Here is a 26,603-nt window from a genome sequence, read left to right as displayed (position 1 = left end):
CCCGTCCTCGTCACGCTTCGCGCCGTCACCCGGGAAGTAGAGGTCGGGACGACCCGGCCACTTCGTGAAATACGTCTCCACGTAGCGCGCGTCGTCGCCCCAGATCGTGCGCAGCATGCTCGGCCACGGGTGCGTGATCGCCAGCAAGCCACCGCCTACGCCGATCTCGTTGCCGGCGGTGTCGAGCAACGCCGTCTTGATGCCCGGGAACGGCGTGGTGGCGGAGCCGGGCTTCGTGACAGTGACCCCAGGCAGCGGTGTGATCATGATCGCGCCGGTTTCCGTCTGCCACCACGTGTCCACGATCGGACAACGCTCCTGACCGATGTGCTTGTGATACCACATCCACGCTTCCGGATTGATCGGCTCTCCCACCGATCCGAGCAAACGCAATTGCGAGAGATCATGCTTCTCGACGTACGACGAGCCCCACTTCATGAAGGCGCGGACGGCCGTGGGCGCGGTGTAGAAAATCGACACGCCGTAGCGCTCGCAGATCTGCCAGAAGCGATCCTTGTCAGGCCAGTCGGGCGCCCCTTCGTACACGACCTGCGTGGCACCGTTCGCGAGCGGTCCGTACACCAGATACGAGTGGCCGGTGATCCATCCGATGTCGGCCGTGCACCAGAACACGTCTTCTTCTTTCAAGTCGAACACGTACTTGGTGGTGCTCGCCACGCCGGTGAGATAACCACCAGTGGTGTGTACGATGCCCTTGGGCTTTCCCGTGGTGCCCGACGTGTAAAGAATGAACAGCAGATCTTCCGCGTCCATCACTTCGGGTTCGCAGTACTTCGGCACTAGTCGCTTCAGGCGGTGCCACCAGTGGTCGCGTCCCTCCTGCATCTCAGCGAAGGTCTCATCGCCCACGCCGCTCCGACGACGCATTACGACGAGTACATGCTCGATGGTCGGGCATCCCGTGATCGCGTCGTCGGCATTGCGCTTGAGCGGCACAACCTGTCCGCGACGATAGCCGCCGTCGGCCGTGATCAACACCTTGCAGCCGCAATCGTTGATACGGTCACGAAGCGAGTCCGGCGAGAAGCCGCCAAACACCACCGTGTGGACGGCGCCGATACGTGCGCACGCCAGCATCGCGATGATCGCTTCGGGAATCATCGGGAGGTAGATCGCCACGCGATCGCCCTTCACCACGCCGAGCTTCTTGAGCATGTTCGCGGCGAGATTCACTTCGCGGTACAGGTCCCAATAGGTGTACGTGCGACGGTCACCCGGTTCGCCTTCCCAGATGATCGCGGCCTTGTTGCGACGCGGGCCGCTGATGTGGCGATCGACACAGTTGACCGAGGCATTGAGCTGTCCGCCCTGGAACCACTTCGCATGCGGCGGCGTCCACTCGAGCACCGAATCCCATGGCTTGCTCCAGGTCAATTCGCCGGCTTCGCGCGCCCAGAAACTCAGCGGGTCGATCGCGGCGTCGTCTGCCAAGCGCGAATCGTGAACACGGGCCGTGGCGCGGAAGGCGCTGGGCGAGGGGAAGGAGCGCGTTTCCTGCAGGAGGACGTCGATATCGCTCATGGAGACCTGGTGTCCGGTACAAACCGGCGCTGTGGGGTGTCCGACGGGGATGTGCGCCGATCGCGAGCGGTCGCGTGTCGCGAGCAACCGCGTGTCCTGCTAATGTAGAGCGATGCAGTCACCCCACAAAACCGGTGCGACCGGTGCCGCGTCCGCCCTGGCGGCGGACCCGGCTCTCACGGCTGAGGCGCTGGTGCGTGCCTTTGGTGGTCGGCGCGCCGTGAACGGGGTATCGATCGCGCTGCATGAAGGGGCTTGTTTGGCGCTCTTCGGTCCGAATGGCGCCGGCAAGACCACGCTGCTGCGTTTGCTGGGCGGGTTGCTCAAACCAACTGCCGGGACCACCCGTTTGCATGGACAGCCGCTCCCAGGTGATGCCGAGACGCGACGGATGGTCGGATTGATTTCGCACCATGCCATGCTCTACCCGGCGTTGTCGGTGCGAGAGAACGTGCGCTTCGCCGCCGAGTGTCAAGGCGTGATACACGCCGACGAGGCCACCACGCGGGTGCTCACGCAACTGCGCATACTCGATCGTGCCGACACGGCCGTGCGCTATCTGAGTCGCGGATTGCAACAGCGCGTATCGATTGCGCGCGCGCTGGTGCACGGCCCGCAGCTCGTGCTGCTCGACGAGCCGTATACGGGGCTCGACGAAACCGGCGCGCAAGCGCTGACCGACGCCTTGGGAGCGCTGAAGGCGGATGGCGCCACGCTCGTGCTGGTTACGCACAACCTGAGTGAGGGGCTCGCGCTCGCCACGCACTCGGCCATCATGCAGCACGGGAAGTTTGTCGACGAGCAGCCGGTCTCGCCGTCCGGCTTCGACGTGCCGGGGTATCAGGCGAAGTATCGAGCCCTCGTGCATGAGGGGCTGGCGTGAGCGATGTCCCCGCAGGCGCCACTCATCGGGCGCCGTCGTATCTGGCCGACGCCTGGCGGATTGCCCGGAAAGACCTGCTCATCGAGTTCCGGACTCGGAGTGCGTTTCTGGCGGCCACGGTATTTGCCGTGCTCGCGGTCGTGATCTTCCGTTTCACGTGGGATCCCACGGCGATTCCGGCCATGGATCTCGCTCCCGGCGTGCTGTGGGTGATCTTCACCTTTTCCGGTCTGCTGGGGCTCAACCGCTCCTTCGGACTGGAGCTGGCCGAACGCGCGTACGACGGGTTGCTCGCGTCGCAGGTGTCCCGTGAGGCCATTTTTACGGGCAAGGTGATCGCGAACCTCGTGTTCGTGCTGTGCGTTCAAGCATTGGCGCTTCCCGCTGTGGCGCTCTTCTTCGATCTTCCAGTCGGCCCGTCGTGGGGAATCATCGTGGGGATCGTGCTTCTCGCCTCGATCGGACTGTCGGCGGTCGGCACGCTCTTCGCGGCGATCGCCTCGAACACGCGATTGGCCGAGCTCTTGTTGCCGATGATGACGCTGCCGTTTTTTGTGCCGCTGGTGATTCCGGCGGCGCAGGCCACAGCGGTCGTGTTGCGTGGTCAGCCGATCGCCGATGGCATGGCGTGGCTCAAGGTGTTGCTCGCGTTCGATCTCGTCTTCGTATCGGCGTGTATCGTGGTGTTTCCGTTCACCATCGAGGAGTAGGTATGTCGTCGGTGTCGTCTGCTGCCCCGCGTCCGGCCACGTTGCCGGCGCCGAAGGGATTCGATGCGTTCCTCGCCGTCGCGATCATCGCGGTAATCGCGGCATGCACGCGCGCGCTGTTCTACACGCCCATCGATGCGATGCTTGGCGCGGCGCAGAAGATTTTCTATGTGCACGTGCCGGCGGCGATCATCGGGCTCTACATCGCCTGCGGCCTGCTGTTCGTCAGCAGCATCATGTATCTGTGGATCAAGGACGAGCGCCTCGATCGCCTCGCCGAGTCGTCGGCCGAAGTGGGACTGGTGTTCATGGGCATCGTGCTGATCACCGGACCGGTGTGGGCGCGCACCAGCTGGGGCACCTGGTGGGTGTGGGAGGCGCGCATTACCAGCACGCTGTTCCTCTGGTTGCTGGTGGTCGGGTATCTGGTGCTGCGCAGTGGCGTGGAGTCAGCGGAGGTGCGCGCGCGGCTGTCGGCGGTGATGGGATCGCTGGCGGCGTTGCTGGTACCGTTCATTCACCTCACGGTGAAGCTGTTTCGCGGGATGCATCCCGAGGCCGTGGTGCTGGCGCCGGAAAAGCCCAAGATGCCGCCCGAGATGCTGCTGTCCTTCGGGCTGTCGATGGTGGCGTTCTTGCTGCTCTTCTTCGCGTTGTTGCGTCTGCGTTTTCGTTGGGCCACGCTGCGCGACGCGCGTGCGGCCATGGAGGCGGCGTGATCGTGCATGTCAGTGCGCTCGTGGCGGCCGGGCCGATGCTGACTGTCGCCACCGTGCAGGACACCGCCGGCAAAGTGGCATATGTGCCAAAGGCGGGTGGGCCGCCCGATAGTAGTAGCTACATGTGGGCCGGCTACGCGATCACGTTCGCCGCCTACGGCGGGTACACCGTGCTCTTGCTGCGTCGCCTGGCGCGGGCGAAGCGCACCCGTTGATCCGTTGCTCATGACGTCGATGCCGGTCCGCCCCGCGGAGTCGCGACCATTACACGGCGTACGAATCGCCGTTACACGCGCCGGTGAGCGTGGCTCGCCGTTGGCCGACGCCCTGCGCGCCAAGGGCGCGACGGTCTACGAGGTCCCGCTCACGCGCATCGAGACGCTCGACCTCGCGCCGCTGCACGACGCCGTGCGTCGTCTCGTCGAGTTCGACTGGATCCTGCTCACCAGCGTCAACGCCGTCGATCATCTGGCGCGCGTAGTGACGGAACGCGGGGCCGAGGCGGCCATGGCCACGCGTCGACTGGCCGTGGTGGGCGCCGCCACCGCGGTCGCCGCCGAACGAGGTGGCTGGCGAGCGCCCACGGTGCAGCCGGAAAATGCGCAGGTGGTGGGGATGCTCGATGCCATGGCGTCTCGATCGGATATCGAGGGCACACGCATGCTCTACCCGTGCGCGGCCGCTGCCCGAGACGTGCTCCCTGACGGGCTGCGTGCGCTGGGGGCGGTAGTGGAGAGCGTGCCCGCCTATCGCAGCGCTCCGGACCCCGGTGGCCAAGCCCGCATTCGCGCACTGGTGCACGCGGGGGAAATCGATCTGGTCACGGTGGCCGCGCCGAGTGCGGTCGATGCGCTGCTTGACGCCCTGCCGGCCGAGCATGCCGGTCGCCTACCGGTGGCCTGTATCGGGCCGGTCACGGCACGGGCCGCAAAAGTGGCCGGATTCCCGGTGAAAGTCGAATCCGGGGCCGCGACGATGGAAGGGTGGGTAATCAGCATCGTAAAAGCCTGCGGACGCTGATCGGCGCGCGGGAGACGTCAGGGACTAACTGAACTTGCGGTCGCCCCAATATGTTGAAGGATGACTGATCTTGTCGTCCGCATCGGAACCCGTTCCTCAGAGTTGGCGCTACGTCAGGCGCGCCAGGTTGCTGCCGCGCTGGCCGAACGCGGCATTGCGAGTGAGCTCGTGGAATACACGACCATTGGCGATCGCATTCTTGATCGCCCACTCAACGCCATCGGTGAGAAAGGGTTGTTCACCGCCGAACTCGAAGCCGACCTGATCACTGGTCGGACCGACTGTGCGGTGCATTCGCTGAAAGATTTGCCCACCGCCGATCCCGACGGGCTCACGATCGTGGCGCTGCTCGAGCGCGAAGATCCGCGCGATGCGCTGGTGGTCGGTCCGCATACGACGGCGCGCACGCTGCTGGAGTTGCCGAAGGGTGCGAAGGTCGGCACCTCGTCGCTGCGTCGTCGGGCTCAGTTGCGCGCCCTGCGGCCTGACATCGATGTGCGCGAGCTCCGCGGGAATGTGGGAACGCGTCTCAGAAAAATCGACGCGGGTGAAGTCGATGCCGCCCTGCTTGCGGCGGCCGGGTTGCGTCGATTGGGACTCGGTGACCGCATCGTCGCGTTCATGGATCCGCCCGACTGGATCTCGGCCCCTGGTCAAGGGGCGATCGCCGTGCAGGCTCGCGTCAACGACGAGCGCCTGACGGCGATTCTGGTTACGCTCGATCACGCGCACACACGCGCCGCGGTCACGGCTGAACGGGCGCTCCTGGCCGCGCTCGAAGGTGGCTGTCAAGTCCCGATCGGTGCGTGCACGACGTACGAAGCGAAGTATGGACCGATGCTGCACGGTATCATCGCGTCCCTCGACGGCGTGTCGGTGGTGCGTGGCGGATTGCCGATCAACGCGGCGGATCCGGCGTCGAGCGGTCGTGAACTCGCACGACAGCTGCACGCGGCCGGCGGCGCCGGCATTTTGCAAGAGCTGCGTGAAGAGCTGGCGGACGCCGCCGCTGCCAAGGCTGCCGAACTGGCCGATGAGACGGGCGTCGCGCAGGGAGTCGAGTAATGCCGATGCGTATGCGTCGTTTGCGGCGCACGGAGGCACTTCGTCGCATGGTGCGCGAGACGCGTCTGGATCCCGCCCAGTTCATCTGGCCGTTGTTCGTGCGCTCGGGGAAGGGTCTGCGCGCACCGATTGGTTCGATGCCGGGTGTCTCGCAGACGTCAGTGGACGAACTGTTGCGTGACGCCGAGAAGGCGGTAGCGGCGCAGATCGGCGGTATTCTGTTGTTCGGCATTCCTGACACGAAGGACGCCACCGGTTCATCGGCGTGGGATCCTCGCGGACCCGTACCGGAAGCCGTACGCGCCGTGAAGCGCGAGTTCCCGCACCTGGTGGTCGTGACCGATGTGTGCATGTGCGAGTACACCGAGCACGGGCACTGCGGGTTGCTCACGCCGTCGGGCGAAGTGGACAACGACGCCACGCTCGAGTTGCTGTCGCGTGAAGCATTGGCGCACGCCGAGGCCGGCGCTGATATCGTCGCCCCCAGTGACATGATGGACCTGCGAATCGGCCACATGCGTCGCGCGCTCGATATGGCCGGTTTCACGCAAACACCGATCATGAGCTATGCCGCCAAGTATGCCTCGGCCTTCTACGGCCCGTTCCGGGAAGCCGCCGAATCCACGCCGACGTTCGGCGATCGTCGCAGCTACCAGATGGACCCCGCCAACGGCGGTGAGGCACTCCGCGAAGTGCGGCTCGATGTGGAAGAGGGCGCTGACATTCTGATGGTGAAGCCGGCGGGTGCGTACCTCGACATTATCGCCGCCGTGAAGCGCGACACGCAGATGCCGCTCGCGGCGTATCAGGTGAGCGGTGAGTACTCGATGATCAAGGCCGCAGCGGAACGCGGCTGGATCGATGGCGATCGCGCGATGATGGAGTCACTGGTCGCCATCGCGCGCGCCGGTGCCGACATGACGATCACGTACTTCGCTTTAGAAGCAGCCGCTGCTCTGCGGAACCGCTGACCTCTTTTCTCTCGACACCAGCCACCCCTATGCACAATCCCTGGCGCGATATGTCCCCCGGTCCTCACGCGCCGGAGCTGGTCACCGCGATCATCGAAATTCCGGCAGGCTCGCGCAACAAGTACGAGCTCGATAAGGATTCCGGTCAGTTCAAGCTTGATCGCGTGCTGTATTCGGCGGTGCACTATCCCGGCGACTACGGCTTCATTCCGCGCACGCTGCACGAGGACAACGATCCCCTCGACATACTCGTGCGCATCAACGAGCCGACGTTCCCGGGCTGCCAGATCACGTGCCGCCCAATCGGCGTGCTGAAGATGCTGGACAAAGGTGAACCCGACGAGAAGATCCTCGCGGTGCCGAGCGACGATCCGTATCACAACGACATTTACGACATCGCCGACATGCCGGCGCATTATCTGAAGGAGATCGAACACTTTTTCGGGATCTACAAGGACCTCGAGGGCAAACGCGTCGAGATTCAGGGATGGGAGAAGAGTGAAGCCGCGTTCAAGGTGATTCAGCGGAGCATCGAGCGGTACGCGGAAGTCTACTTGAAGGGTGCGTAAGCGCGATCCGAAACTGCCAACGGCTGAGGGGGCAGGGAGGTGGGTGTCCAGGGGGAGGAGGCAGGTGAACCGCGACGAGCGGCCTGCTTCCTCCCCCCTGTGACATCTCCTCCCTGCTTGCTAAGCCGCTGGCTTGTTAAGCAGTTGGGTTTTTGAGTACCAACGCCGCATTGATCCCACCAAAGCCAAAGCTGTTCGACAGCACTACCTGTGGGCGCATCTCTCGTCCGTGTTGCGGCACGTAGTCCAGATCACACCCCACGTCGGGCGTTTCGAGGTTCAACGTAGGTGGTACCCAGCCACGAGCAATCGTGAGTGCGCTGATGGCGGCTTCGAAGGCGCCCGACGCGCCGAGCGCGTGGCCGTAATATCCCTTGGTACTCGATACCGGAATGCGGTACGCGTGGTCGCCGAACACCTGCTTGATCGCCATCGTTTCGGTCGGATCGTTCAGCGGGGTGCTGCTGCCGTGGGCGTTGATGTAGTCGATCTGTTCCACGCTTACCGATGCGTCACGTAGGGCGTTGCGCATGCATCGCGCGGCCTGTGCACCGTCGGGGCGCGGGGCGGTCATGTGGTGCGCGTCGTTGGTGGTGCCGTAACCGCTCAGCTCCGCGTAAATGCGGGCACCACGGGCTACCGCGTGCGACCACTCCTCCAGGAGCAAGACGGCGCCGCCTTCGCCCATCACGAACCCGTCGCGATCTTTGTCGAAGGGACGTGACGCGTGTGCCGGATCATCATTGCGCGTCGACATCGCGCGGATGAGGGCGAACGCGCCGAAGCACAGCGTCGCCAGCGGCGCTTCCGATCCGCCCGCCAGCATCACGTCGGCGTAGCCATCTCGGATCTGTCGAAACGCTTCGCCAATCGCCATTGACCCCGACGCGCAGCTCATTGCGTTGGTGGAGTTGGGGCCCGACACGCCGAACTCGATCGCCATGTTGCAACTCGCCGAGCCGCCGAACACCGCCAAGGCCAATGTGGCATCGACCGCCCGCAAGCCGCCGTGCAGAAAGCGCGCCGCCTGCTCTTCAGCGTAGCCCACGCCGCCCAAGGCGGTGCCCATCATCGCACCCACGCGCTCGCGGTCTTCGTGGGCCAGATCGAGCTTGCCATCTTCAAGGGCGAGGATCGAACTCACCACCGCGAACTCGCTGAAACGGTCGAGGCGTTTCACGCGCTTGGCGTCGATCCAGTTGGTCGGCTCGAAGCCATCGATCTGAGCGGCACACTGCGAGCGGTAAATCGATGCATCAAAACGCGTGGCGGGCACCACCGCCGACCGTTCGGCGCGCAGTCCCTGCCACAGCGCCTCCACGCCGGTGCCGATCGGCGTCACGCACCCGATGCCGGTGATCGCGACCCGACGGCGTGAGGGCGAGGATTCTGGAGTCGACGGCGTGTGCGGCGCGTTGGTCATGAAGGAGTCCGTTCAGCGACGGCGGCCAAGCCCGCCAAAGTGCGCGACGCGATGCCGTGCACGAATACCGGTGCGATCACCTGCGTGGCCGCGAACCGTCCGATCACCGGCCACAACGGGCCGTTCCACACATGCACGATGCGCGTGAGCGTGCCGCCAGGTACCGACGTGAAGCTCCATTCCACATCCATGCGCGTGGTCACGCCACCAACATGCTTGAAGCGCACCCACGGCACGTCGTGATTCACGGCCATTTCCGACAGCCACCACGTGGGCCAATTGAACAGGCCGAACGGGCGGTTGGCCGCCATCTCGACCATGCCACCACCATCGGGCGTGCGATGGCGGAAGCGCACGAACCGATAGTGCGGTAGATACGCCGGCCAGTGTTCGACTTCACGCGCGATGTCGAAAATGCGCGCGACGGGTGCGTGCACGAGCCGCTCGTCGATCTGTGTCACCAGCCGATCCGCCGGTGGCGGACCCAATTCGTAGTTCGCGTGCATGAGCGCCGCTGAGGAAGAAGGCGAGGACATCACGACCGCGCGCCCGCACGCGGGAACGGCGACCATACCGCGACCACCCGGAATCCGGGAGCACGGCGGGCGCGCACTGCGCATCCGGTCGCATGCTCCACGAGCGCCTGCAGTTCGTCGCGCGTGAAGCCCCGCAGAATCGACACGATGCCGTCGTGTCGGCTCACGGAATGGAATCCTAGCAGGAACGAGGCCGCCCAAAGCCCGGCCACTGCCAACCAGCTGCGACGGAGATCGCTGATGATCACGGCCGTGCGGGCCACGCGGGTGCATTCCTGAAGCAGGCGATCAGCGTCGGGCCCGTCGAAATGGTGCAGCACCTGCGAGCAGGTCACGATATCGATGCTGCCGTCGGCGAACGGCAGCGACATGGCATCGGCGGCGAGCCCATGCGTGCACGACGCGCTGGCCGCGCGCGCGAGTGCCGGAACGAGCTCCATGCCGATCGTGGTCAGTGAACGCGAATTCGCCGCCACCATGCGTTGCGCCGCGCGCGGGATGTCGCCCAGTCCTGTGCCGATGTCGAGCAATAGGACCGGTGTCTGCAGGTCTCGTGTTGACGACCGCTCACGCGGCATGCGCAGCAGCTGGCGTACTTCGGCCAGCACGGCGCGGCGACCGCCGAAGAATCGATTCGCCAGCGCCACATCGCGCAGCGAGCGCAACGCAAGCGCGGGATCCGCACCGGGATCGTCGAGGATCTCGATGCCGCGTTGGCGCGCCGGTGTGAGCATGGAAGCGAGGCGCGCGTCTATCGTTCCAACTGCGCGTAGCCACCGCGATAGTAGAGCAGCGGCTTCGCATCACGCGCCGACGCCTGCTCGACATGGCCAACGACCACTACATGATCGCCCGCGGGATGGCGTGCGACAATGCGGCACTGCATCGAGGCCAGTACATCGTCGAGCACCGCGTCGCCAAGGTCGCCATCCACGTAGCCCACGCCCGCAAAGCGGTCGTCCACGTTGCCAGCGAACCGTCGCGAGATCGCTTCCTGTGCATCGGTGAGCACATTCACCGCGAAACTGGTAGCGTGCGCCATTACCGGTGCCATCGTGGCGTCGTTGCCGATACACACCAGCACGAGCGGCGGCTCGAGACTGAGCGAAGAAAAGGCGCTCACCGTCATACCGTGCGGCGTGCCATTGGCGTCGTGCGTCGTGATCACGGTGATGCCGGAAGCAAAACGGCCGAGCACGGAGCGAAACAAGTCTTGATCGTTCATCAGGAAAGGAAACGGAGCAGGGTGCTCGGACGCAGGACCGCCGATGGCGGGACGAAGTCGCCCGTGACCCCGATCAACAGGTCAGCGAGATCGCGATCGCGTGTGAGCACGCGCGCGGCATAATTCAACAACGGTGGAAAGGCCACGGCGGCTCCGATCAGCTTCTCGACCCGCCATTTTCCGGCGAACGTGTGCTTCCGCGCCTGGTCGTAGCCTCGAAGTGCCCGCCGCATGTCGCGCGCGTTGTCCTGTTCGCGCGCGTGCACGGCGTCCACCGCAAACGGGGCCAATAATTCCCCGCCACGGAGCGCGGCATAAATGCCTTCGCCGGTGAACGGATCGTAGAAGTCGGCGGCGTCGCCGGTCAGCATCGCGCCCGGCGCCCATGCGCGCGTGGCGTGTGACGCGAACGGCCCCGTCGCGCGCACGGGCGTCTCGCGAATCGCATCGCGAAAACGCGGGTGCAGCGTGGGCTGTGCGGCGATCCATGCGTCGAGAAACGCCGTGGGATTGCCCGCCATGCCCTGCGCGACGCGACGCGACACCACCAACGCCACGTTGGTCAGTCCACCCGACACGGCGGCGAGTCCCACGTAGCCGTTGCTGGCGACATGCATCTCGCCGAGCGTGCCGATGCCGCTCACGCCGCGATAGTGCGCCACCAGCGCCACGCGACGCGGCCACCGCGATTGGTGGGCGAGTTTCAGTCGGCGCGAGACGATGGAGCGCAATCCGTCAGCGCCGATCACGAGCGACGCGCGCATCGTGCGCACCCCCTCGGGTGCGCGCACCTCGACGCCGCACGCCGCGCCGCTTGCGTCGAGCGCGACCCCTTCGACCTTGGTGTCTTCGAGCACGCACACCCCGGCGGCGCGCGCCCGCTCGATGAGCAACGTGTCGAGTATTTCCCGCCGCACCCCAAGTCCGCGATCGCGAAAGCCGCGAAAACCGTGACGGGCCACGAATTCGCCGTGAATGCGGTCGCCCGACGGCGCGTGCACCACCATGCCGGTCAATGATGCCGCGCCTCCCTGCTCGAGCGGTGCCAGCGCCCCCATGGCGTCAAGAATGCGGCTCGCTTCAGGACTCACGTACTCGGCGCACGGTTTGGCCCGCGGAAAACGCGCCCGATCGAGTAAACACACGTCGAGCCCTGCCGTGGCGAGATGCCACGCCGCCGAACTGCCGGCGGGACCACCGCCCACGACGATCACCTGCCAGGCGCGCGAGTAGTCAGACATGGGGCTCGGAAAAGGACGATCACACGGTGGCGGACTCCTGAAAAACTAACGCCTCGCGACGGCACACAGATCCCAAGTGCAAGCGAGAAGCCGACGCCGCTCGCTTGCCGCGATGCTGCTGGTTTCTCCGGTAGGCTTAGGCCACGAGCCACGCTAGCGCCGCCGCCGACGCCGTGCAGACGAGATTGACCGCATCGTTGCCGAGCCAGCGCCAGCCGGCGCGATGCCGCGTGTCGGTGCCACAGTTGTGCTGCCACTGCTCAGTGGCGGTGGCGCAGGACGGGCACCAGCGTTGCTCCTGGGCCAGGGCGCCGACCACGGTGTCGACCACGGCGCCGAACACCGCCGCCAAGGCCACAACCCACCAGCGAGCCGCCGGCACAAGCCCGAACGCGACGGCGACGGCCGTGAGCACAAGCGCGCTGCCGAACATGGCCGCGCTTCCGGCTACACTCACCGCGCCCGAGGTGCCGGTGGGCACTTCTCGCCACGTACCCACCGAGCGCGGGGGTCTGCCCACCCAAGTCCCGATCTCCGTGGCCATCGTGTCGGCGCCCGCCGCTGCGAGGGCCGCTGCGCCCCACAGTGCCGTGTTGGAGGCCGCATCGCCCGTGGTCACGACCATGGCCGCCGCGAGCGCGAACACGCCGCCGTTGGCCACCACCTGGCTCGCGTCGCGCTGCGCACCCTTCGCGACCACGCCGGCGGTGCGCGCGTCCTTGCGTGCGCGGCCCAGTCGCGAGCCGAGCGTCGCCCAGGCAAACCAAAAGATCAGGTATCCGCCCCACGACCAGCCGGCACGGAGCGCAAGCGTGCCGACTACGGTAGCAGCAATGGCGCCGCTCAGGCGTAAGCTCCCGTGACGCCACGCGGCGGCGGCGATGACAAGCGCGAACCCGACCGCCAACGGCGTCGACGGACCCGACGCGCTCCACCACGCGGTCGCGACCGCGGTCGCGGACGACGCACCGAACACGAGGGCGATCAGCGCGACGACAGGATCTGCTCGGCGCGATGACGTAGCGCGTCGCTGGCCCGTACCGTCGTCTGCTCGCGCTGACCGACGGCTCGCACTGCCGCCCGCAGCGCTTCCGTCTGCCGCGCCACACGGGCACAGGGCGCGCACCAGCGCAGATGCGCGCCCACGATCGGGGCGAGCTCGCGATCGTGCTCGTCGAACGCCGTCAGTTCACCGTCGACATAGGCGTCGAGATGCGACTGAACGAGCGAGCAATCGGCGAGGGACGCCGATGGGGCGTCGGGCGGGAGGTGCTGAGCCATCACCGCCAACGGTGTATGACCAACCGCGAATACGCAAGCCAGCGAGCCGGACCGTACGGTGCGCGCCGCCGCCGGTTCGATGTCCGATTCCGCTAGTTCTCGCGGCGCTCCGCTTGTATACGTGACCGGGAACACGTTAGCATCCTCCGAGTGTCCTCTCTGATTGACGGCCGGCTTGCCCGCGCCCCTGTTCCTGCCGAACCGACGCTCTCGCTGTCCGGTCGTCCGATCGACGCGCGGCTCCCCCTGGCGCTGCTCGAGGCCGTCAAGGCGATCGATACGCCCGAGGCGGAGCTCGACGCCGAATTGGTGCACGAGCTCCGCAACAAGCGGCTCGGCCTGAGTGAAACGGTCTACCAACAGATCCGCCGCTACAGCGAAGCCGTTCGTAGTCGGCATCGTGTTGGCTTCGACGAAGTGCTGGCGTTGGCGCGACTTATCGGCCGTCGCCCCGATGCCGATCTGGCCTTTCGCGAAGCGGGACGTCGGTGGGCCCGCTCGTATGTCGGCACGGTAAGCGGACTGCAGCGCAGTGCGGCGCGCTCGCTACCCTCGCTCCTCGGCCGCCCGATCGCGCTCCGACTGCTTCGCCAAATGTCGCGTCGCTACATGGGTGGCGTGCTCGTGCGTCAAGGCAGCACCCTGTTGCTCGACGTGGAGTCGCCCGTGTCTGCCGACGCGGCACCGCGCGCGGTGGGCTGCGGTCTGTACGAGGCGGCCTTCAGGGAAGCATTGTTGCTGCTCGCCGACGCCGATGGTGCAATCGAGCACGTGATGTGCCGCACGCGCGGTGATCGCCACTGTCAGTGGCGCGCCGAGTGGCGTCGACGCTGATTTGTTGACAGGCCCCGCCGAAGCGTCGGCGGTGCGTAGCTCCTGACATCCCGCTTGCCATGCTGACCCCTGAAATGCTGCCGCGTCTGCAGCAGTTGCTTGCCGAGGCCGATCTCGACGGATGGTTGTTGTATGACTTCCGTGGCACGAATGCCATCGCGTCGGGGCTGTTGGGCTTCGACGGCCTCGTGTCGCGTCGTGTGTTCGCGCTCATTCCGCGAGCAGGCCTCCCGATCGGTATTGCGCACGCGATTGAGCCCGGACCGTGGGCGCAGTGGCCGACAGCGTGGCCGCTCCGTACGTACAGCGGTTGGCGCGCGCTCGAGGCGGAGGTGGCGTCGCTGGTGCAGGGCAAGCGCGTCGCGATGGAATACTCGCCGGGTGACGCGATTCCGTATCTCGATCGCATACCGGCGGGCGTGCTCGAGATGGTGCGCGCGGCCGGCGCCACGGTGGTCTGCTCGGGCGATCTCGTGTCCCAGATCTACGCGACGTGGACGCCGGCGCAGCTACTGTCACACGAGCGGGCGGCCGAACGCATTAGGCACATTGCGCACGGCGCGATAGCGTACGCCGGTGAAATGGTGGCGCTGGGCACACCGGTGGCCGAGCATGAGCTGCAGGCGCGCATTTTGGAGGCGTTCGAACGCGCCGGTCTCGAGACGCATCATGGCCCCGACGTGGCAGCCAGCGAGAATGCCGCCAATCCGCACTACATGCCGTCGGCGTCATCACCGCGTCTCATTCGGCGCGGCGACACGCTGCTGATCGACTTGTGGGCGCGCGAGAAGAACGGCGGCGTGTACGCCGACCAGACGTGGATGGCCTCACTGGGTGCGCCGAGTGAACGGGTGGTCACGGTGTGGGAAGCGGTGCGCGACGCGCGCGATGCGGCGCTCTCGCTGTTACAGAACCGAATTTCGGCTGGCGTGCCGGTTCGCGGTGGCGAGGCCGATGATGCAGCGCGCGCCGTGATCGAGGCGCGCGGTTTCGGTCGGCAGTTCTGGCATCGCACAGGGCACAGCATCGATTCGCGTGAACTGCATGGCTCGGGGCCGCAAATCGACAACCTCGAATCGCGTGACGATCGACTGCTCATTCCGGGCGTCGGCTTTTCGATCGAGCCGGGCATTTACCTGCCGGGTGAACTCGGCGTGCGTTCCGAGGTGAACGCGTACGTGGCCGAGGAGTCGTTACTGATCACGCCCGGCGACGTTCAGCGCGACCTGATCGTAGTTTGACAGCTGACGTGTGCGTCCGCGTGCGCGGCCGTTGGAGTGTGGTGCTATTGGCGGCACTGGTGGCGTGCGGAGAGACGCGGGCCTCGAACGAGGCGAACGGGCGTATTGCTGATGTCTCGGCCACGCCGGGCACCGATCACGCAAGTGCGGTTTCGCGCGACAGTGGAGTCGTGTCGCTGGCCCGCGCCGCCGGCGGTGCCGATGGTCGGCAGTATACGGTGTCGGCGCAGGCGACCAGCGGCTACATCGTGGGCAAGATCGGCGGCGGCGAGCCGCGTGATACGAGCATCGCCCCTACGCACGATCTGTCGGTGTGCCGTCCCTTCACGCAATCGCTGGTGCCAAGTCGCGACGGTGGCGTCGGCAACAGCGTGGTGTGGCTGGTGGGTGTGGCTACCGGACCGCGTGACGATGCGCCGCGTCGGGTGCGTGTCATGCTCGATGGGTGTCGTCTCGATCCGCGCGTGCAATTGGTGGCGGCCGGCGGTACGGTCATGATCACGTCTCGTGATGCGATGATGACGCGTCTGCAATTCATCGAGGTCGGCGGCGTAGCCGCCACACGTGGCACGGTGCTCTTCAACGACGCGGGGCAGGTGGTGCCCACCAGCGACGCGGCCAAGCTGCCAGGGCTCGTGCAGATCCGCGACGATCTGCATCCGTGGGTGCGCGCCTATCTCGCCGTCACGCCGCACCCGTTCGTCGCCGTCACCGCCGCCGACGGCGCGTTCCGCTTCGACAACGTCCCGCCGGGGAGTTATACCCTCGTCGTGTGGCACGAGCGCTTCGGCACCAAACAGCAGCGCGTACGGGTCGACGCCCATGTCGAAACGCGCGTCGAGCTGACCTACTGAACGCGGTTGTTGAGCCATTGTCTCCGCATCTCTTTCCCTCGGTGTCATCAGTTCCGCCCCACCAGTGCTGACCTGATCACGCAAAGGCGCAGCGCACGCAGAGGCGCCGAGAACACTCCACGCTGCGTCTCTGCGAACCCTGCGTGATCAGTGCGGCCTGACCATCGATGAACCGATCACACAGAGAAAAAGAGGAAAAGAGGAAAGCAGGATGAACGGACGGGGTGCTCCTTTTCTCCGCATCTCTTTCCCTCGGTGTCATCAGTTCCGCCCCACCAGTGCTGACCTGATCACGCAAAGGCGAAGCGCACGCAGAGGCGCCGAGAACACCCCACGCTGCGTCTCTGCGAACCCTGCGTGATCAGTGCAGCGAACCACCCACCGCACGCCGGAGGTCAGCTCAGCTGATGCAACCGTGCGAAGAGACCGTCTTCGAGCCCTAAGAGTTCGTCGTGGCTGCCGGTTTCCACGATACGGCCCTGATCGAGTACGACCACGCGATCGGCGCGACGCACGGTGCTGAGGCGATGCGCGATCAGGAGGGTGGTGCGCCCCTGAAGCAGCTGCTCGAGCGCCTGCTCCACGTAGCGTTCGCTCTCCGTGTCGAGACTCGACGTGGCCTCGTCGAGGATCACCACCGCAGGATCCTTCAAAAACACCCGCGCGATCGCCATGCGTTGACGCTGGCCGCCGGACAGCTTCACACCGCGCTCGCCGACGCGCGTGCTCCATTGCTCGGGCAGGCGCTCGATGAACTCCCACGCGTGCGCGGCCTGCGCCGCCCGCAGCACGTCGGCGTCGCTAGCGTCGGGGCGCGCATACGCGATGTTCTCGCGGATCGTGCCGCTGAACAACACCGGCTCCTGCGGTACGATTCCAATGGCGCCGCGGAGTGTGTCGAGCGACAGGTCGCGGATGTCGATGCCGTCCAGCGTAATTCGACCCGACGTGACATCCCAGAAGCGCGGTAGCAGGCTCGCTATTGTGGTCTTGCCGGCGCCTGACCGACCGACCAGCGCGACCACCTCGCCCGGGGCGATGTCGAGCGAAATGTCGTGCACCACGTCGGCCAGCTCCGGCTGATAGCGGAATCCCACCGAGTCCAGCGACACCGCCCCGCGCACGGGCGCCTCGAACGCGTACGGACGCTCTGGATCCCGTACCGTGGGCTCGGAGTCGAGCAGCTCGAACACCCGCGTTGCCGCGCCGACGGCTTCCTGGAAGTTGCCGAACAGCGAGGCGAGCGATCCCAGCGCCGCGGCCACGAACAAGGCGTAGAACAGGAACGCCACCAGTGTGCCGGCGGTGAGCTTGCCGTCAACGACCTGAGCGCCACCCTGCCACAACACCGCCGCGATTGCACCGAACGCCGCAAAACCGACCACGCTGAAGAACAGCGCGCGCGTGCGGGCCCGAAGCACGGCGACACCCACCAAATCGCGCAGTAGGGCACCGAAGCGCTCCGTCTCGATGCCTTCGCGCGTGAAGCTCTGCACCGTGCGAATGGAGCCGAACGATTCATCGGCCATGCCCATCGCCTCACCGATCCGGTCCTGCACGCCAGTGCTGGCTTTGCGGAGTGCACGCCCGAACGTCAGTGCCGCACCCACTACCAACGGCACCACCGCGAGTGTAGTCAGCGTAAGGCGCGGGTTCGTTACGAACATCATCGCAATACCGCCGATCAGGAACAGTGACTGTCGCGAGAGTTCGGAAATCCACGTACTGAGCAGCGATTGCAGCAAAGCAAGATCGCTGCTCAGTCGGCTGGTCAGTTCACCGGTGCGGCGCTCCGTGAAGAACGCCGGCGACAACCGGATGAGATGCGCAAACGTTTGCTCGCGCAGCGTCGCGATGATCCGCTCAGTCGAGGCGCTGAGCAGAAAGACCTGCACGAAGTTCGCAATCGCCTGTACCGCGAACACGCCGAGCAGGCCAAGCGCGATCCGGTCGAGCGCGCGACGGTCCTTCAGTTCGAAGGCGGCATCGAGCAGATAACGCAAGACGGCGGGAAACACGAGCCCAGCCGCTGCCGCGACCACCAGAAACAGAAAGGCTATGACCAGTCGCGACGTGTACGGTCGCACGAGTGGTGCCAACCGCGCCAGCGGGCGTGGCGACACGGTACGGCTCACCGCGTGATCGCCCGATCGACCGCCATCGCGAGGAAGAGCAGGGCGAGATAGAGCAGCGAATACTTGTAGACCCACCACGCCGGACCAGTCCACGGCTTCGCCGCGCGCGCCGCGAAGAGCATCTTGAGCACACCACCCATGAGCAGCGCGTTCAAGACGAGGGCCGACAGCAGATACAACGTGCCGAAGGCACCGAACAGCACGGGCAACAGCGTGAGCGCGATCAAAATCACCGTGTACCACACCATCTGGTGCATCGTTTCGCGTTCACCCCACACCAACGGAGCCATCGGCACCTTGGCGCGCCCGTAGTCCACCTGCTTGAGTAGGGCGAGTGCCCAGAAATGCGGTGGCGTCCAGTAGAACACGATCAGGAACATACACAACGCCGAAACGTCGAGCGTACCCGTGACCGCCGCCCATCCTACCAGCGGCGGAAAGGCGCCGGCGGCGCCGCCGATCACGATGTTCTGCGGCGATGACCGCTTGAGCCATCGCGTGTAGATGAACACGTAGAAGTAAAATCCGGCCAGCGCGAGTCCGGCCGATAGCACGTTCACGAATTGCGCCAGCATCCATGTCGCGAAGGCGGCGCACGCCACACCGAAGGCGAGGACCTGAATCGGCGACATGCGCCCACTCGGAATCGGACGCAGGCGCGTGCGCGCCATGACATCGTCGATGTCGCGATCGAGATACATGTTCACGGCGTTTGCACCGCCGGCCATGAGGTAGCCGCCGATGGTAACCAGCAGCACCGTCAGCAACGTCGGCGAACCCGCGGCGTACATCGGCGCGACCGTCGTGACCAGCAGCAGCGAAATGATGCGCGGCTTGGTCAGCGCGATCAGATCGCGCGAGAGCGGCGTCGGGGCCTTGTCGTGGTCCAGCGCCACTCCGGTCATGATACCGATGGGACTGCACGAGCTGACACCGGAGCGGTGCCTGCCCCCTTCGCCTGCGCTGCCACGACCGTACGACCGGCCGCGATGCGGGCGAGGTACACCATGGCGAAGGTAGTTACCCAGATCAGAATGCCCGTGGCCTGATGCAGCGAGCGGACCACGCCCGGGAATCCGCCCATCACCATCCAGCCCGCCCACACGATCTGCAGCACACCGAGCGTGAGTCCGATCCAGGCTGCGCGCAACACGGCCAGCGGTTCACCGCGCTGGCGAAAAATCACCGGCAGTGCGATCAGGTGGAGCACCAGCAGGTACGCGAGAATGCGATGCGTGAGCTGTACATGCTGCGCGCCACCCCCGAGCGAGCCGTCGCCGCACAGCGGGAAGCCGGCACAGGCCACGGCCGCGCCAGGGATCTTCGCGGTGAGTCCGCCCAGCAGCACCACAAGGAGCGCCAGCACCGCCGCTCCAGTCGCACCGCCTACCGCTTTCGCGGTGCCTTGCGCGGTGAGTATCGAGGTGCCACCGAGGCCGCCAGCGCGAATCGTGGCTACCGTGAGAACGGCCAACAGCGAGGCGGCGAGCAGCTTGTGCACGACCGTCGCCCACGCCGGATTACCGGTGAACACCGTGACCGCACCGAACAGCGCCGGCGCAAACCACAAGCCGAGCGCCACGCGCGAAGCGTTCCACACGCCGCCAGATCCACCAACCGATGGATGGCGACGGTACTGCCAAGCACTGGCGGCCAGCACGGCAATACTCACGAACAGCGCGATGGCCAGATACCGGTGGAACACTTCGATGATGAGGTCCATCCGCTCGAGCGGCGGGAACCAGTAGCCATAGCACTTCGGCCAGTTGTCGCCGCATCCCATGCCGGAACCGGAGATGCGCACGATCGCGCCGAACATGATGTGCACCAGCGAGACGAACAGCGCGGCGTACGCCGAACGACGCACTGAGGCCGGCGGAAGGGAGAGGGACGCGTTCATAGTGGCAGGGCGCGATACGCGCCAATGAAGACGGCGATCAGTCCACCCACCGGCAAGACCACCCACAGGATCTCCGTCAAGCGATGCGGAGTCGGAACCTGAGACGAGGACGGCAGGATGGGCAGGGTACGAAACACCGCACGCAAGATGAAGAGTTGCGCGATCACGCAGACCACGACAGCGCTCCAGAACAGCGCGGTCACGACAGCCGGCGGAAGGGATATAGTAAGAACGGAAGTCATAGCCCCTGAAAAGTAGACGACGTCACCCCGTGCGGTACTGTGCGCGGCGTACTACCATAGCGTCATGACCTCAGCTCCTGTTTCCTCGAAAAGTGGTAGCACCAGTTCGGACTCCGGCACCGCAACCGAACTACCGCGGCGTTTGGGTCTCTGGAGCGCCATTGCCGTCCTCGTGGGCACCACCATCGGATCGGGCATTTTCCGGTCCCCGGCCGGTATCGCCGACAAGCTCCCCGGTCCGCTGCCGATGCTGGCCGTCTGGGCAACCGGCGGCATCTTCGCGCTCTGCGGCGCCCTCACTCTGGCCGAACTGGCGGGTGCCATGCCGCGCACCGGCGGCTACTTCGTGTACATCCGCGAAGCATGGGGTCGCTTGCCCGCGTTCTTATATGGCTGGTCCGAGCTCACCCTCATCCGTGCCGCCGCCCTCGGCGGTATCTCGACTACCTTTGCCGAGTACTTGTTGCGGGGGCTCGGCTACAACCCGTCGATGGCCCCGTACGACACCTACGCCCACTGGATCGCCGCGGCCACGGTAGCCCTGATGGCGGTGATCAATGTGGTGGGGCTCAAATGGGGCGCCCTGGTGCAGAACTTCACCACGGTCGCCAAATACGGTGGTTTGATGCTGATCATCTTGTTGGCGCTGATTTTGGGCCTGCCACAAACGGGTGGTCACTTCACGCCCGCCGCGCCGCCGGGCAGTTTCTCGGTGTCGGCCTTCGGGTTGGCGCTCGTGTCCGTGCTCTGGGCCTTCGACGGCTGGGGCGACCTGTCCAAGGTGGCGGGCGAGGTGAAGGATCCCGAGAAGACGCTCCCCAAGGCGATCGTTCTGGGTACCCTCAGCATCATTTTCATCTATATGCTGGCGAACATCGCCTATCTGTCGGTGCTGTCGGTCGACGAGATCCGGGGCGCTCGATTGGTCGCCGCCGATGTCGCCGAACGTTTGATCGGCCCGATCGGCGTCACGTTCGTCGCGATCACGGTGCTGCTGTCCACCTTCGGTTCGGTGAACGGCTCGTTGCTCACCGGCCCGCGCATCTTCTTCGCGATGGCCGACGACGGCCTGTTCTTCAAGAAGGTGGCCGCGGTACATCCGACCTTCAAGACGCCGTATGTGGCCATCCTACTCACCGCCACGATCGCGATCGCGTTCGTGCTGGTCCGCACCTTCGAGCAACTGGCCGACATTTTTGTGACCGCCTCGCTCGTGTTCTACATCCTCAGTATTGGCGCCATTTTCAAACTCCGCCGCCGCCCCGACTGGAATCCCCCGGTGCGCACGCCGTGGTATCCGCTGGTCCCGGCCTTGTTCTGCCTCGCCACGCTGTTCCTGCTGGTGAACGCGCTGATGGACGACGCCCAGCGCGTGCCGACCCTGGGTGTGTTCGGTGTAATTCTGCTTGGGGTGCCGGTGTACTTCTTGACGGTCGGGCGGAGGTCGGCGACGCGATGAGCGCCGAACGGCTCACAGTCAGTTGCCCCCATGATGCCCCCCGATCCAGAACGTGTCGGTGGAGGTGGTCGGCCGCACGAGGAGCGAAGGCGACACAGATGCGCTGGTTCGACGCCACACGTTGCAGAGTTGCGACCAAGCTCGCGCTTTACAAGGCTGTAAGTTGGCTAGACTTTGACTTATCCGAGGCGGAGTGCGCCCGCGAACGTACCAATTTTTGGAGACATGCGAGATGAAGCGCCGGCTACCACGGTATCTAACGATGTTCCTGGCTGTCACAGTCGGGGTTCTGGGGCTTCCCGCCGTCGGCTCCACACTATCGGCGCAGGTCACCACTGGCTCGATGAACGGCAGCGTGAGGGGGCCGAATGGTGTCGTCGCGAGCGCGCGGATCGTCGCCGTGCACCAGCCGTCGGGAACCACCTATCAGGCTATTTCGCGTGCCGACGGCCGCTTCCTTATTCCGGCCATGCGCGTGGGTGGGCCGTATACCGTCACGGCCATTTCCATCGGCCTCGAGCGTAATAGCCAGCAGGGGCTTGAAATCACACTCGGCAGCGCGACCGATGTCACGTTCGACCTGAAGCAGACGGCGGTGACGCTGTCCGGCGTGCAAGTCACGGCTACCGGTGGCGCATTGAGCTCGCGCGTGACTGGCGCGTCGACCACGATCCCCAAGGAAGCGCTAGCCGCCTTCCCGACCATCGGTCGTACGATCACCGACTTCACGCGCCTTGTGCCGCAGTCGTCGGGATCGTCGTTTGCCGGTCAGGATAACCGCCTCAACAACTTCACGCTTGACGGCTCGGCCTTCAACAACTCATTCGGTCTCTCCGGTCAGCCGGGCGGCCGTACAGGTGTGTCGCCGATTCCGATTGACGCCATCGAGCAGCTGCAGGTCAACGTCGCGCCGTTCGACGTACGTCAGGGCGGCTTTACTGGCGCCGGCGTGAACGCCGTGACCAAGTCGGGCACCAACGAGTTCAAGGGTTCGCTGTACTACACCACGCGTAATCAAGGGCTGGTGGGCGACAGCACCGCGGGCGTGTTCTACAACAAGGGCAAATTCAAGTTCACGCAGCCGGGTGGCTGGGTCAGTGGTCCGATCATCAAGAACAAGTTGTTCTTCTTCTTCAACTACGACACCGACGAGAATGCGCTGCCCGCCACCAGCTTCCAGGCGAATAAGGGCGGCGAGACGATTGGCGGTAACACCACGCGTGTGTTGCAGTCCGATATCGACCAGCTGAGCACATTCCTCAAGGACAAGTTCAACTATGTCACCGGCCCGTCCTCCGGGTTTAACCTGGTGACGCCGTCCACGCGTTACATCGCCAAGTTCGATTTGAACGTGAACGATCGGAACAAGTTCAGCTTCCGCTATAGTCAGTTGACGTCGCAGTCGGACAATCCGGTGTCGAATTCCAATGCACTTGGCACGCTCGGCAATCGCCGTGACAACCTGAACTCGATGAGCTTCCAGAACTCGGGATATGCCATCAAGGAAAACATCAACTCGTACATCGGTGAGTTGAACTCACAGCTCGGTTCGAACATGTCGAACCAGATCATCGCCGGCTACACCAAGAACGACGAAAGCCGTGTGTCCAAGGGCACGCTCTTTCCGTTGGTGGATATCAACAACAACAACAGCACGTATCTCTCCTTCGGCTTCGAACCGTTCACGCCGAACAACATTCTCAAGTACAGCACGTGGCAGTTCCAGGACAATTTCTCGATTTACCTGGATAAGCACGACATTACGGTGGGCGTGACGGCGCAGCGCTACCAGTCTGACAACGGCTTCTCGCCTGGCCTGCAGAGCTCCTACGTGTACAACTCGCTCGCCGACTTCTACACCGACGCGAACGATTTCTTGGCGAACAAGGGACGCACCACGGCACCCGTCGCCCTGAGCCGCTTTCAGGTTCGCTACAACAACATTCCGGGTCTCGACGCGCCGATTCAACCGTTGCGCGTGAACACATACGGCGCGTATCTGCAAGACGAGTGGCGTGCGACGCGGAACCTCAAGCTGACGATCGGCGCGCGCTTCGACCTGCCGGTGTTCGAGAATACGGCGTTCAACAACCCGATCGCCAACCAGCTGAACTTCCGCGATGAGACCGGCGCGACCGTGAAGTACAACACGGGCAAGCTACCGAACGCCAACATTCAGTTCTCACCGCGTGTCGGCTTCAACTGGGATGTCACGGGAGATCGCCGCACGGTGCTCCGCGGTGGAACCGGCGTGTTCAGCGGCACGCCGCCGTACGTGTGGATCTCGAACCAACTCGGCAACACGGGCGTGCTCACGGGCTTTATCCAGTCCGACAACACGCGGAACTTCCCGTTCAACCCCGATCCTGAGACGTACAAGCCCAAGACGATCACGGGCGCGCCCGCTGCAGCGTACGAGCTCAACGTGACATCGCCGGACTACACGTTCTCCCAAGTGTGGCGGACCAACGTCGCAGTCGATCGTCGCCTGCCGTGGGGCTTCGTCGGTACGGTGGAAGGGCTCTACAGCACGGAATTGAATGGCCCGTACTACATAAACGCCAACCTGCCGGCGTCGACGTTGAAGTTCAGCGGGGCCGACCAGCGTCCTCGCTGGCTGACGGCGAACAGCGCCAACCGCATCAATAGCAACATCAACGCGAACTACGTCATCAGCAATGTGACGACGGGGTATTCCTACAATCTGTCGGCGTCGCTGCAGAAGCAGTTCACGAACGGATTCTTCGCGAAGGCGGCGTACGCGCAAGGCGTCACGCGGAACTCGTACGATCCGGGATCCACGGCGGCCACCAACTGGACGACTAACGCCCAAGCGGGCGACCCGAACAACCCCGGCGTCCAGTTCTCCAACAACTCGCCGGGCAAGCGCTTGTTCCTCGCGCTGTCGTATCGTAAGGAGTACTTCAAGTTCGGCGCGACCAGCCTGTCGATCTTCACGGAAGGCCGCACGCTTGGCAACACGAGCTACACGTTCAGCGCTGATGCCAACGGCGACGGAGCGGCGCAGAACGATCTGATTTACGTGCCGCGCAACACAAGCGAGATGAACTTCCAGCAGTACTGCGTCAGCGCCACTGGGGCGCCCGTGACCAACTGCGCTACCGCCGTCCGCACCTTCACCGTCGCTGAGCAGACGGCGGCGTGGGAGGCGTATATCAATCAGGATTCGTACCTGAAGGACAAGCGTGGTTCATACGCCGAGCGCGGGGCGGTTTTCCTGCCCGTCAACTTCCGCACGGACGTGGGGCTCACGCAGGAGATCTTTCAGAACGTCGGCGGGAAGCGTAACACGCTCTCGATCCGCTTCGACGTGCTGAACATCGACAACCTGCTGAATAACAAGTGGGGCGCAGGCCGGCGGCTCGTGTCGAACCAGCCGCTGCTGCCGCAGGGTGCGGACGTAAACGGTGCGTTGCTCTATCGCCTGCGCAACTTCGGTCCGAACCTGCTGAATACGTCGTACCAGTCCACCGCCGGTATCGCCGACGTGTGGCGCATGCAACTCGGTGCCCGCTACACGTTCAACTGAGTGTATCAGTTGATCAGGTGAGGGGGGTGGGGGAAGACACGGCCGCTGCGGAACCCTGCAGCGGCCTTTGTCTCTGCCGGCGAGCTCATCAGTAAAAGCCACTAACCACCGTGCCGTTCACCTGCTTCGTAGTTCCCGACAGCCTCCCTCCTGCACCCTGAGCTGTTGGCCGCCCCCCCGTGACCGACCGGTTACACCCGTTGGTTGTCCGATTGTAACGACGACCCTAGCTTTCGCCATCTCGGTGGCCGGTCTGGTCTGTCCAGCGCCGAGGGACGTCTCCTCCACATACGGACAAACTGCATATATGCGTATCCAACGTTGGCTTAGCCTGGCTGTCGCGGTCGTGGCTCTCGCCGTTGGTCCCACCAAGCCGCTCGCGGCTCAGGGAACCACGACGGGCGCGATCACCGGCCTGGTGACGGACGAGAAGAATGCCCCGGTCCCGAACGTGTCGGTCGAAGTGGTCAACCGCTCCAACGGGGCGAAGGCCAGCCAGATCACGCGGGACAACGGTCGCTTCTTCATCCCGAATCTTGAAGTCGGCACCTATTCGGTCACCGCGCGTCGGATCGGCTTCTCGCCGCAGACGCGCGCCGATATCGTCGTCAGTCTCACGCAGGCCACGCGCCTCGACTTCCAGCTGAAGGAACAGGCGACGCAGCTGGCCGCGGTTCGCACGGAAGCGGTGACCACGACCTCCGACTTCTCGGCCACCCGTCAGGGCGTGCAGACGGTCCTTACCGATACGCTCGTGCGTCGCCTGCCGACGCTCAATCGCGACGTGACCGACCTGATCCGCAACTCGCCGCAGGTCAGCGTGTCGCAGGACGGACGTATTTCGGCCGCCGGCCAGAACAACCGCTTCAACAATATTCAGATCGACGGCGTCTCGCTCGCGAACCGCTTCGGTCTTGGCAACTCGCCGACCGTTGGCGCGCAGGTCGGTGGCCGCGCGCTGCCGCTCGACGCCATCAAGGAATTTCAGGTGCTCATTTCGCCGTACGACGTGCGACAGGGCAACTTCACCGGCGCGCTGGTGAATGCGGTGACGCAGTCGGGCACGAACGAGTTCAAGGGGTCGGCCTTCGTCTACTATCGCGACCAACAGATGGGTCGTGACACGGCGTTTCTGCGCACCTCGCCGTTCGTGCGTCGCCAGCTCGGCTTCTCGATGGGCGGCCCGATCATCAAGAACAAACT

At 64.9% G+C, this 26,603-nt stretch carries 26 protein-coding genes; 14 read left to right on the top strand and 12 right to left on the bottom strand.

Annotated features, from left to right (window positions below):
* Positions 1–1,542: acetate--CoA ligase (gene acs, locus ACLL97_RS11185; RefSeq protein ID WP_411280555.1), on the bottom strand; the 1,542-nt coding region annotated here is incomplete at its 3' end.
* A 112-nt stretch (positions 1,543–1,654) separates the two neighbouring features.
* On the opposite strand from acs, the gene ACLL97_RS11180 reads away from it, so the two are divergent.
* Genes ACLL97_RS11180 through ACLL97_RS11145 form a run of 8 tightly spaced genes read left to right on the top strand, consistent with a single transcriptional unit; the run spans position 1,655 to position 7,479 of the window.
* Positions 1,655–2,425, top strand: coding sequence for an ABC transporter ATP-binding protein (locus tag ACLL97_RS11180; protein ID WP_411280554.1), 771 nt, complete (start codon positions 1,655–1,657; stop codon positions 2,423–2,425).
* Positions 2,422–3,135 (top strand): heme exporter protein CcmB, encoded by a 714-nt coding sequence (locus ACLL97_RS11175; protein WP_411280553.1) that lies wholly within the window; start codon positions 2,422–2,424, stop codon positions 3,133–3,135. The genes ACLL97_RS11180 and ACLL97_RS11175 overlap by 4 nt, the downstream gene beginning before the upstream one ends.
* 2 nt (positions 3,136–3,137) lie before the next feature.
* Positions 3,138–3,854 carry a cytochrome c biogenesis protein gene (locus ACLL97_RS11170; protein ID WP_411280552.1) on the top strand — a complete coding sequence of 239 codons (717 nt, stop codon included), beginning with the start codon at positions 3,138–3,140 and terminating at the stop codon, positions 3,852–3,854.
* Entirely contained in the window at positions 3,851–4,069 is a 219-nt protein-coding gene (locus tag ACLL97_RS11165) for a hypothetical protein (RefSeq protein WP_411280551.1), read from the top strand. Before ACLL97_RS11170 ends, ACLL97_RS11165 begins: the two co-directional genes overlap by 4 nt.
* Positions 4,070–4,079: 10 nt before the next feature.
* Positions 4,080–4,874 (top strand): uroporphyrinogen-III synthase, encoded by a 795-nt coding sequence (locus ACLL97_RS11160; protein ID WP_411280550.1) that lies wholly within the window; start codon positions 4,080–4,082, stop codon positions 4,872–4,874.
* Positions 4,875–4,934: 60 nt separating this feature from the next.
* On the top strand, positions 4,935–5,939 hold the full coding sequence (gene hemC, locus ACLL97_RS11155; protein WP_411280549.1) for a hydroxymethylbilane synthase: 1,005 nt from the start codon (positions 4,935–4,937) through the stop codon (positions 5,937–5,939).
* Positions 5,939–6,910, top strand: a complete 972-nt coding sequence (gene hemB, locus ACLL97_RS11150; protein ID WP_411280548.1) for a porphobilinogen synthase — start codon at positions 5,939–5,941, stop codon at positions 6,908–6,910. The genes hemC and hemB overlap by 1 nt, the downstream gene beginning before the upstream one ends.
* Before the next feature lie 29 nt (positions 6,911–6,939).
* Entirely contained in the window at positions 6,940–7,479 is a 540-nt protein-coding gene (locus tag ACLL97_RS11145; protein WP_411280547.1) for an inorganic diphosphatase, read from the top strand.
* A gap of 136 nt (positions 7,480–7,615) precedes the next feature.
* Here the strand turns inward: ACLL97_RS11145 and fabF are convergent, their stop codons facing one another.
* From fabF to ACLL97_RS11110, 7 genes are all read right to left on the bottom strand, one after another.
* The gene (fabF, locus tag ACLL97_RS11140; protein ID WP_411280546.1) at positions 7,616–8,902 is read right to left on the bottom strand and encodes a beta-ketoacyl-ACP synthase II; all 1,287 of its coding nucleotides are present in this window, start codon (positions 8,900–8,902) and stop codon (positions 7,616–7,618) included.
* Positions 8,899–9,408 carry an SRPBCC family protein gene (locus ACLL97_RS11135; protein WP_411280545.1) on the bottom strand — a complete coding sequence of 170 codons (510 nt, stop codon included), beginning with the start codon at positions 9,406–9,408 and terminating at the stop codon, positions 8,899–8,901. Before ACLL97_RS11135 ends, fabF begins: the two co-directional genes overlap by 4 nt.
* Positions 9,409–9,437: 29 nt before the next feature.
* Positions 9,438–10,172, bottom strand: coding sequence for a methyltransferase domain-containing protein (locus tag ACLL97_RS11130; protein WP_411280544.1), 735 nt, complete (start codon positions 10,170–10,172; stop codon positions 9,438–9,440).
* A 17-nt stretch (positions 10,173–10,189) separates the two neighbouring features.
* A complete protein-coding gene (locus ACLL97_RS11125) occupies positions 10,190–10,663 on the bottom strand; it encodes a flavin reductase family protein (protein ID WP_411280543.1) in 474 nt (157 codons plus the stop codon).
* A complete protein-coding gene (locus ACLL97_RS11120; protein WP_411280542.1) occupies positions 10,663–11,904 on the bottom strand; it encodes an NAD(P)/FAD-dependent oxidoreductase in 1,242 nt (413 codons plus the stop codon). Before ACLL97_RS11120 ends, ACLL97_RS11125 begins: the two co-directional genes overlap by 1 nt.
* A 136-nt stretch (positions 11,905–12,040) precedes the next feature.
* Positions 12,041–12,880 (bottom strand): DUF92 domain-containing protein, encoded by an 840-nt coding sequence (locus ACLL97_RS11115; protein WP_411280541.1) that lies wholly within the window; start codon positions 12,878–12,880, stop codon positions 12,041–12,043.
* Between the two features lie 8 nt (positions 12,881–12,888).
* A complete protein-coding gene (locus ACLL97_RS11110; protein ID WP_411280540.1) occupies positions 12,889–13,185 on the bottom strand; it encodes a hypothetical protein in 297 nt (98 codons plus the stop codon).
* Between the two features lie 150 nt (positions 13,186–13,335).
* Between ACLL97_RS11110 and ACLL97_RS11105 the strand changes: the two genes are divergently transcribed.
* From ACLL97_RS11105 to ACLL97_RS11095, 3 genes are read left to right on the top strand one after another with little or no spacing between them, the layout of a single operon-like run.
* Positions 13,336–14,019: a hypothetical protein gene (locus tag ACLL97_RS11105; protein WP_411280539.1), complete on the top strand. Its 684-nt coding sequence runs from the start codon at positions 13,336–13,338 to the stop codon at positions 14,017–14,019.
* Between the two features lie 59 nt (positions 14,020–14,078).
* The gene (locus ACLL97_RS11100; protein WP_411280538.1) at positions 14,079–15,260 is read left to right on the top strand and encodes a M24 family metallopeptidase; all 1,182 of its coding nucleotides are present in this window, start codon (positions 14,079–14,081) and stop codon (positions 15,258–15,260) included.
* Positions 15,257–16,114: a carboxypeptidase-like regulatory domain-containing protein gene (locus ACLL97_RS11095; RefSeq protein WP_411280537.1), complete on the top strand. Its 858-nt coding sequence runs from the start codon at positions 15,257–15,259 to the stop codon at positions 16,112–16,114. Before ACLL97_RS11100 ends, ACLL97_RS11095 begins: the two co-directional genes overlap by 4 nt.
* Before the next feature lie 395 nt (positions 16,115–16,509).
* Here the strand turns inward: ACLL97_RS11095 and ACLL97_RS11090 are convergent, their stop codons facing one another.
* The 4 genes from ACLL97_RS11090 to ACLL97_RS11075 are packed head-to-tail and all read right to left on the bottom strand — an operon-like array spanning position 16,510 to position 20,352.
* Entirely contained in the window at positions 16,510–18,237 is a 1,728-nt protein-coding gene (locus tag ACLL97_RS11090; RefSeq protein WP_411280536.1) for an ABC transporter ATP-binding protein, read from the bottom strand.
* An 8-nt stretch (positions 18,238–18,245) separates the two neighbouring features.
* Positions 18,246–19,154, bottom strand: coding sequence for a heme o synthase (locus tag ACLL97_RS11085; protein ID WP_411280535.1), 909 nt, complete (start codon positions 19,152–19,154; stop codon positions 18,246–18,248).
* On the bottom strand, positions 19,151–20,149 hold the full coding sequence (locus ACLL97_RS11080; RefSeq protein WP_411280534.1) for a COX15/CtaA family protein: 999 nt from the start codon (positions 20,147–20,149) through the stop codon (positions 19,151–19,153). The genes ACLL97_RS11085 and ACLL97_RS11080 overlap by 4 nt, the downstream gene beginning before the upstream one ends.
* Complete coding sequence (locus ACLL97_RS11075) at positions 20,146–20,352, bottom strand: hypothetical protein (RefSeq protein WP_411280533.1); 207 nt, start codon at positions 20,350–20,352, stop codon at positions 20,146–20,148. Before ACLL97_RS11075 ends, ACLL97_RS11080 begins: the two co-directional genes overlap by 4 nt.
* A 103-nt stretch (positions 20,353–20,455) precedes the next feature.
* Between ACLL97_RS11075 and ACLL97_RS11070 the strand changes: the two genes are divergently transcribed.
* The 3 genes from ACLL97_RS11070 to ACLL97_RS11060 all read left to right on the top strand — a co-directional run.
* Complete coding sequence (locus tag ACLL97_RS11070) at positions 20,456–21,850, top strand: amino acid permease (protein WP_411280532.1); 1,395 nt, start codon at positions 20,456–20,458, stop codon at positions 21,848–21,850.
* Between the two features lie 262 nt (positions 21,851–22,112).
* Positions 22,113–25,400: a carboxypeptidase regulatory-like domain-containing protein gene (locus ACLL97_RS11065; protein ID WP_411280531.1), complete on the top strand. Its 3,288-nt coding sequence runs from the start codon at positions 22,113–22,115 to the stop codon at positions 25,398–25,400.
* A 346-nt stretch (positions 25,401–25,746) separates the two neighbouring features.
* The coding region (locus ACLL97_RS11060; RefSeq protein ID WP_411280530.1) for a carboxypeptidase regulatory-like domain-containing protein at positions 25,747–26,603 on the top strand (857 nt) is incomplete at its 3' end.

It is taken from the genome of Gemmatimonas sp., assembly GCF_046594945.1.
Lineage (GTDB): Bacteria > Gemmatimonadota > Gemmatimonadetes > Gemmatimonadales > Gemmatimonadaceae > Gemmatimonas.
This window is presented reverse-complemented; position numbering and strand designations above follow the sequence as displayed.

What these genes read in the sequence shown, in the direction of transcription:
- ACLL97_RS11180 (WP_411280554.1), top strand. Translation starts at nt 1,655, where the DNA reads ATGCAGTCACCCCACAAAACCGGTGCGACCGGTGCCGCGTCCGCCCTG.
- ACLL97_RS11170 (WP_411280552.1), top strand. Translation starts at nt 3,138, where the DNA reads ATGTCGTCGGTGTCGTCTGCTGCCCCGCGTCCGGCCACGTTGCCGGCG.
- ACLL97_RS11160 (WP_411280550.1), top strand. Translation starts at nt 4,080, where the DNA reads ATGACGTCGATGCCGGTCCGCCCCGCGGAGTCGCGACCATTACACGGC.
- hemC (WP_411280549.1), top strand. Translation starts at nt 4,935, where the DNA reads ATGACTGATCTTGTCGTCCGCATCGGAACCCGTTCCTCAGAGTTGGCG.
- hemB (WP_411280548.1), top strand. Translation starts at nt 5,939, where the DNA reads ATGCCGATGCGTATGCGTCGTTTGCGGCGCACGGAGGCACTTCGTCGC.
- ACLL97_RS11145 (WP_411280547.1), top strand. Translation starts at nt 6,940, where the DNA reads ATGCACAATCCCTGGCGCGATATGTCCCCCGGTCCTCACGCGCCGGAG.
- fabF (WP_411280546.1), bottom strand. Translation starts at nt 8,902, where the DNA reads ATGACCAACGCGCCGCACACGCCGTCGACTCCAGAATCCTCGCCCTCA.
- ACLL97_RS11135 (WP_411280545.1), bottom strand. Translation starts at nt 9,408, where the DNA reads ATGCACGCGAACTACGAATTGGGTCCGCCACCGGCGGATCGGCTGGTG.
- ACLL97_RS11130 (WP_411280544.1), bottom strand. Translation starts at nt 10,172, where the DNA reads ATGCTCACACCGGCGCGCCAACGCGGCATCGAGATCCTCGACGATCCC.
- ACLL97_RS11125 (WP_411280543.1), bottom strand. Translation starts at nt 10,663, where the DNA reads ATGAACGATCAAGACTTGTTTCGCTCCGTGCTCGGCCGTTTTGCTTCC.
- ACLL97_RS11120 (WP_411280542.1), bottom strand. Translation starts at nt 11,904, where the DNA reads ATGTCTGACTACTCGCGCGCCTGGCAGGTGATCGTCGTGGGCGGTGGT.
- ACLL97_RS11110 (WP_411280540.1), bottom strand. Translation starts at nt 13,185, where the DNA reads ATGGCTCAGCACCTCCCGCCCGACGCCCCATCGGCGTCCCTCGCCGAT.
- ACLL97_RS11100 (WP_411280538.1), top strand. Translation starts at nt 14,079, where the DNA reads ATGCTGACCCCTGAAATGCTGCCGCGTCTGCAGCAGTTGCTTGCCGAG.
- ACLL97_RS11085 (WP_411280535.1), bottom strand. Translation starts at nt 19,154, where the DNA reads ATGACCGGAGTGGCGCTGGACCACGACAAGGCCCCGACGCCGCTCTCG.
- ACLL97_RS11080 (WP_411280534.1), bottom strand. Translation starts at nt 20,149, where the DNA reads ATGAACGCGTCCCTCTCCCTTCCGCCGGCCTCAGTGCGTCGTTCGGCG.
- ACLL97_RS11070 (WP_411280532.1), top strand. Translation starts at nt 20,456, where the DNA reads ATGACCTCAGCTCCTGTTTCCTCGAAAAGTGGTAGCACCAGTTCGGAC.
- ACLL97_RS11065 (WP_411280531.1), top strand. Translation starts at nt 22,113, where the DNA reads ATGTTCCTGGCTGTCACAGTCGGGGTTCTGGGGCTTCCCGCCGTCGGC.